This is a genomic window from Streptomyces sp. GbtcB6, assembly GCF_019091475.1.
In the GTDB taxonomy this organism is placed as follows: Bacteria; Actinomycetota; Actinomycetes; order Streptomycetales; family Streptomycetaceae; genus Streptomyces; species Streptomyces hyaluromycini.
This window is the reverse complement of the sequence record NZ_JAGXJL010000099.1, coordinates 1-6036: the sequence shown is the minus strand read 5'-3', so window position 1 is coordinate 6036 and position 6036 is coordinate 1. Positions and strand designations below refer to the sequence as shown.

Here is a 6036-nt window from a genome sequence, read left to right as displayed (position 1 = left end):
CCATCCTCGACGCGCTGGCCGAGGCGCACGAGGGGGCCCTCGACATCGTGAAGGTCAACCTGGACGAGAGCCCCCGGGCGGCCCAGCGGCACGGTGTCTCCTCGATCCCCGCGCTCCTGCTGTTCTCCGGCGGGGAGCTCGTGACGACGCTGGTGGGAGCCAAGCCCCGCACGATGATCGAGGAGGCCATCGCCGAGTACCTGTGACGCACGAGAGCGGCGGGCCGGCGCGGCCCCGGGGTTCCCGGGGCGGCACCGGCCCATCCGTGGACGGCCCGGGTACACACCGGCCCGTCCGTGGACGCGTCAGAGGTTGTAGGCGAACTTCCGGCCCGCGCCGCCGTCGACCACCAGGGTCTGCCCCGTGATCCAGGCCGAGAGGTCCGTCAGGAAGAACAGGATGGCCGACGCGATGTCACTCGTCCTGCCCACCCGCCCCAACGGCACCTGTCCGGCGGCCCTGTCGTAGTAGTCGGGCTCGGGGTGCCGCTCGGCCACGCGAGGGGTCGCCGTCTGACCGGGTGCCACGACGTTCACCCGGATGTCCGGTCCGAGTTCGAGGGACGCCGTACTGACCAGGTTGACGAGGCCCGCCTTCGCCGCGCCGTACACGGCGTGGTGGGGGGCGGAGCGCAGACCCGAGACGGAGCCGACGAACACCATGGAGCCCCCCTCCGTCATGGCCTTCGCGCCGACCTGAAGGGCGAGGAAGACATGGCGGAGATTCAGATCGAGTCCGCGCTGCCAGAGTTCGTCGGTCACCTCGCCCAGCGGGCCGTTGTCGGAGATGCCGACGATGTCCGCCAGTCCGTGCAGCGGACCGAAGCGTGCGACGGCTCCGGCGACCAGCCGCTCCATATCCGCGCGGTCGGTGGCGTCACCGGTGAGGGCCAGGCCGTCGACCTCGTCGGCTACCGCGACGGCGCGCTCGGGATCCCGGTCGACCACGGACACCCTGGCACCGACGTTCGCCGCGGCGAGACAGGTCTGCCGGCCGATGCCCAGCCCCCCGCCGAGTACGAGGACATGTCTGCCCTTGAGATCGATCAGACCGCGGTAGTCGGGCGTGAGTTCGGTGATGCCCATCGTGCCTCCCTCTCTGCCGAGGGGCCGGTCCGCAAGGCGCCGCAGAAGGTGGTGACACGTTCCTTGACGCCCGCTGGAGCCACCTCGTTAATATAGCCATATCCGTTAAAGAAGTTAGATGAATAAGCGAGAAGTGTTCAACGCCCCGGCCCAAGTCCGGACTTGGGGGAGCGGGACACCGCGACCGTGCCGCACGGATCCGCGTCCGCCGCCCGATGGAGAGGTGAACCCCGAATGATCCAGGTGCAGCCGGAACCCTTTCTCCGTGGTGTGCTGCCGGGACTGTCGTGGGCCGAGGGCGGCTCACGGCTGCCGCTCGCGGGGTGCGCGAAGCTGACGGCCGACACCGTGCGGGCCGCCCGCGTGCCGGCCGGCGTCCATCTCGCCTTCACCGGCCCGGTGTCGACGGTCGAGCTGACGGTGGAGGTGGGGGAGCGGACCACCGTGCCGGCCCCCACCGTCCCCGAGGGATTCGTCGTACGAGTGCCGGGGAGCCCCTCTCAGTTGGTCCCCCTGCCCTCCCGGGACGGAACGGTGCGCGTGCGGTTGCCGGAGCGGGACCGGGACCGCGTGGTGCGGGTGTACCTGCCCGAGTCGACGGAGGTGACGGTGGTCGGCCTTGCGGGTGACCAGCGTCCGGAACCCGCTGCGCGGGGCCCTCTCTGGGTGGTCTACGGCGACTCCATCACGCAGGGCTGGTCGGTCACGGAGCCCGGCCTGGCGTGGCCCTCACAGGTCGCCGACACCCTCGGACTCGACCTGGTCAACCTCGGTTTCGCGGGGGCGGCGCGCGGCGAACTCCTGACCGCCGACGTGTTGGCCGCCTCCGGGGCGGAGGCCGTGACCCTGGCCTGGGGAACCAACGCCCACTCGTCCCTGCCGACCAGCACCGCCCAGATCGCGGAGAGCATGCGGCTCTACCTCACCGCCGTGCGCGAAGGCCTTCCCGAGGTCCCGGTCGTCGTGGTGAGCCCGATCGTCCGCCCGGACGCGGAACACGTCCCCAACCGTTTCGGCGCGAGCCTCGCCGACCTCCGTGCCGCCCTGGAGGAGGCGGTGCGCCGGTTCGCCGAGGCGAGAGGGGACGACCGAGTGACCCTCGTGCCGGGACTGGACCTCGTAGCGCCCGAACACCTCGTGGACGGCATCCATCCAGGGGACGCGGGGCACCGCAGCCTCGCCGAGGGCGTCGTCCCGCACGTGGCCGCCGGGCTCGGACGGGACGTCGTACCCGCGGGGGCGGGGGCGACATGACGAGCCGTTCGAAGCGCGCCCGCCGCCCTAGTGACCACACCAGCGCAGCACCGCCGTACCACGGCGGGGAGGAGTGAGATGGACCCGTCGAACGTGTTCCGGCTGACCGGAAAGGTGGCCGTGGTCACCGGCGCCGGGTGCGGTATCGGACGGGCGAGCGCGGGTGTCCTCGCCGCGGCCGGCGCCCGGGCCGTCGTCGCCGATCTGGACCTGGCGGGCGCCGAGGAGACCGTGGCCGGCATCAAGGAGGAAGGCGGGGAGGCCGTGGCCCGCCGGGTGGACGTGGCGGATCCGGCCGCCATGGGCGCGCTGGTCGACGAGACCGTCTCCGGACTCGGACGGCTGGACGTCCTCGTCAACAACGCGGGCATCATGATCCGCCGTCAGCTCGCCGAGGTCCCGCCGGACGAGTTCGACCGCATCCTGTCGGTCAACCTCAAGAGCGTGCTCTACGGCAGTCAGGCCGCGGCGCGGGTGATGCGCCCGGGGTCGAGCATCGTCAACACACTCTCCACGATCATCGACTTCGCCACCGCCGGCACCGGCTCCTACGCCGCTGCCAAGAAGGGCGGCGAGGCGCTGACCCGGACCTTCGCCGTCGAGCTGGGACCCCGGGGCATCCGGGTCAACGGCGTCGCACCCGGCTGGACGGACACCGGCATCACCCGGCAGCGGCACGTGGACGACGCGGGCGAGTTCCAGCAGAGCGGGTTCGACCAACTCGCGGGCAAGATGGCCGCCGCTGCTCCGCTGGGAACGGTGGCCGAAGCCATCGACTCCGCGTACGCCGTGCTCTATCTGGCGTCGGACGCGAGCCGCTGCGTCACCGGACACGTGATCCGCGTCAACGGCGGCGCGTCCATGGCCTGAGGGGCGATCATGACAGGAAGACTGCACGGCAAGGTGGCACTGATCACCGGATCCGCGCGCGGCCAAGGCGCCTGCGAGGCCGCTCTGTTCGCGCGGGAGGGCGCCGAGGTCGTCGTCAGTGACGTACTGGACGATCGCGGCGAGGCGACCGCACGTTCGGTGGCGGGCTGCTACGTCCATCTCGACGTCACCTCCGTCGCGGACTGGAGCGCCGCCGCCGACACCGTGCGCGAGCGGTTCGGGCGCCTGGACGTCCTGGTCAACAACGCGGGGATCGCACCCGCACGGCTGGGCCGGGTGGACGAACTCGACGTCGAGGACCACCTCCGGCTCTTCGACGTCAACGTCCACGGCGCCTTCTACGGCATCCGCGCCCTGCTGCCCCTGCTGCGGAAGGGCCGCGGCGCCTCGATCATCAACGTGTCGTCGATCGACGGGCTGACCGGCATCGGCTCGATGGCGAGCTATGTCGCGTCGAAGCACGCGCTCACCGGACTCACCCGGTCGATGGCGATCGATCTGGGCCCCCTCGGGATCCGGGTCAACTCCCTGCACCCGGGGGTCATCGACACACCTCTGGTCCGCTCGATCGGCGAGGCCCGCTCGGCGCGACTGGCCCGCACCGTAGGGCGGCAGCCCCTGGCCCGCATGGGCCGGTCGGAGGAGGTCGCGGCCCTGGCCCTCTTCCTCGCCTCGGACGAGGCGTCGTACTGCACCGGCTCCCAGTTCACCGCCGACGGCGGTCATCTCGCCGGCCCCTACCGGGAGTTACCTGTCTGACCAAGACCCGGCCGACCGGCCGGGACGAGCCGCTCCGACCAAGAGCGGGCTCCGCCGGGAGTCCGCAGTGATCCGAAGTGATCCGAAGTGATCTGACGATGCAGAGCCGATGAAGTCTTTCCCCATGAGGGACCCGCTGGACGACGCCCGGTGCCGACCAGGGCGCCGTCCAGGGATGCTCAGGAGGTCACCGTGTCCGAATCCCCGTCCAGTATGGTCGACAGGGTCGTCATGATCCTGGGTGTCTTCGAGCGGTCCACGGGACCGCTCAACCTGGGGCAGATCAGCGCACGCAGCGGTCTCCCGCGCTCCTCCGTGCATCGGATTCTCCAACAGCTGGTCAACGCCCGCCTGCTGAGCAGGTACGACAACGAGTACCGGCTGGGACTGCGGATGTTCGAGATCGGCAGCCTGGTCGTGCACCGCACCCGGATGAACGAGGCCGCCAGGCCCCTGTTGCAGGAACTGTGCACGGCCACCGGACACGTGGTGCACCTGGCGGTACTCGACCGGCAGGACGTCGTCTACCTGGAGAAGGTCGGCGGGAACTTCGCCAGCACCCTGCCGTCCAGGATCGGGGGCCGTTTCCCGGCCCACTGCACCGCGGTGGGCAAGGCGATCCTCGCCCACTCGCCCAAGGAGGTGGTGGACGAGTACCTCTGGAGGGATCTGGGCCGCCGTACGGAGGCCAGCATCGCCACGCCCCAGGCCCTGGAAGCCGTCCTCGCACGGATCCGCAGCACCGGATACGCCACGGAGACCGGCGAGTCCGTCTCCGGGGTGTCCTGCGTGGCCGCACCCGTTCTCGTCATGAACCAGGCGGTCGCCGGTATCTCGGTGTGCGGCCCGCAGGAGCGCATCCGCGTCGACGAGCTGAAGTTCCACGTGAAGTGGATCGCCGCCGAGATCTCCCGCCGCCTGACGGCCACCTCCACGCCACGGCCGCGGCCGCGCCCGCTGATCACTTCTGTCCCGCTCAGCGGGCACATGGCGTCCGCAGGCGTGGCCGACGCCGGACGATGAGGGCGTGATGGACGAAGCGGTGATGACCGCGAACCCGCGACGACCGGCCCCGGCCCCGGCCGCGATCCGCCGGCCCCGCACACCGCGGTGCCGGTGGACGGCCGCCCGCGGAGGACACTCATGACGGCCGGGACGGAAGCCGTGCTCGCGGCGGCCACCCGGCTGGAGCAGGCGAGTTCCACCGGGCGGGCGTGCGGGCCGGTCACCGACCTCATCGGCGGGACCGACATCGCGACCGCCTACCGGGTGCAGCAGACCGTCACCGAACGCAGGCTGGCCGCCGGCGCCCGGCTGATCGGGCGGAAGATCGGACTGACCTCCGCGGCGGTGCAGTCGCAGGTGGGGGTCGACCGGCCCGACTTCGGTGTCCTCTTTGCCGACATGCGCTACGCCGACGGTGACGTGGTGCCCTACGGCAGGCTGTTGCAGCCCAAGGCCGAGGCCGGGGTGGCGTTCCTGCTGCGCCGCGACCTCACCGACGCCCAGGACCTGTCCGTGCTGCGGGGGGCCGTGGAAGCGGCCTACCCGGCCGTGGAGATCGTCGTCAGCCGTATCGCCGACTGGAAGATCGGCATCACGGCCACGGTGGCCGACACCGCCTCGTCCGGGGTCTTCGTACTCGGTGACGAGGGACGGTCGCTGGACGTCTTCGAGCCGGTGGACGCGGTCATGACGATGCGGCGCGGCGGCGAGACCGTCTCCAGCGGCACCGGGCGCGACTGTCTCGGCGACCCGCTCAACGCACTCGGCTGGCTCGCCGCGACCGCGATCGAGTTCGGTTCGCCGCTGCGCGCGGGGGACCTGGTGCTCTCCGGGGCGCTCGGGCCGATGGTCCCGGTGCTCCCCGGGGACGTCTTCGAGGTGACGATCGAGCCGCTCGGCACCATCACCGCCCGCTTCTCGGAGGAAAAGGGAGAGTGATGACGGACAGGGTGGGAGTCGCGATCATCGGGTCGGTCAACATCGGAACCGACCTGCTGATCAAGATCAAACGTACCACGAAGAACCTCGAGGCACTCGCCAT

At 71.1% G+C, this 6036-nt stretch carries 7 protein-coding genes; 6 read left to right on the top strand and 1 reads right to left on the bottom strand.

From position 1 onward, the window contains the following. Positions 1 to 206: co-chaperone YbbN (locus tag KVT45_RS52965; RefSeq protein WP_217561954.1), on the top strand; the 206-nt coding region annotated here is incomplete at its 5' end. 99 nt (positions 207 to 305) lie between these two features. On the opposite strand, the gene KVT45_RS52960 is transcribed toward KVT45_RS52965, so the two are convergent. Beyond that, positions 306 to 1085 (bottom strand): SDR family NAD(P)-dependent oxidoreductase, encoded by a 780-nt coding sequence (locus KVT45_RS52960; protein ID WP_217561952.1) that lies wholly within the window; start codon positions 1083 to 1085, stop codon positions 306 to 308. A gap of 234 nt (positions 1086 to 1319) precedes the next feature. On the opposite strand from KVT45_RS52960, the gene KVT45_RS52955 reads away from it, so the two are divergent. The 5 genes from KVT45_RS52955 to KVT45_RS52935 all read left to right on the top strand — a co-directional run bounded on the left by KVT45_RS52955 (position 1320) and on the right by KVT45_RS52935 (position 5933). Then, positions 1320 to 2339 (top strand): GDSL-type esterase/lipase family protein, encoded by a 1020-nt coding sequence (locus tag KVT45_RS52955; protein WP_217561950.1) that lies wholly within the window; start codon positions 1320 to 1322, stop codon positions 2337 to 2339. A 78-nt stretch (positions 2340 to 2417) separates the two neighbouring features. Further along, positions 2418 to 3209 (top strand): SDR family NAD(P)-dependent oxidoreductase, encoded by a 792-nt coding sequence (locus KVT45_RS52950; RefSeq protein ID WP_217561948.1) that lies wholly within the window; start codon positions 2418 to 2420, stop codon positions 3207 to 3209. A gap of 9 nt (positions 3210 to 3218) precedes the next feature. Further along, positions 3219 to 3989 (top strand): SDR family NAD(P)-dependent oxidoreductase, encoded by a 771-nt coding sequence (locus KVT45_RS52945; RefSeq protein ID WP_217561946.1) that lies wholly within the window; start codon positions 3219 to 3221, stop codon positions 3987 to 3989. Between the two features lie 192 nt (positions 3990 to 4181). Next, positions 4182 to 5012, top strand: a complete 831-nt coding sequence (locus KVT45_RS52940; RefSeq protein WP_308311153.1) for an IclR family transcriptional regulator — start codon at positions 4182 to 4184, stop codon at positions 5010 to 5012. A gap of 120 nt (positions 5013 to 5132) precedes the next feature. Beyond that, complete coding sequence (locus KVT45_RS52935; protein WP_217561944.1) at positions 5133 to 5933, top strand: 2-keto-4-pentenoate hydratase; 801 nt, start codon at positions 5133 to 5135, stop codon at positions 5931 to 5933. The last annotated feature ends 103 nt before the right edge of the window (positions 5934 to 6036 follow it).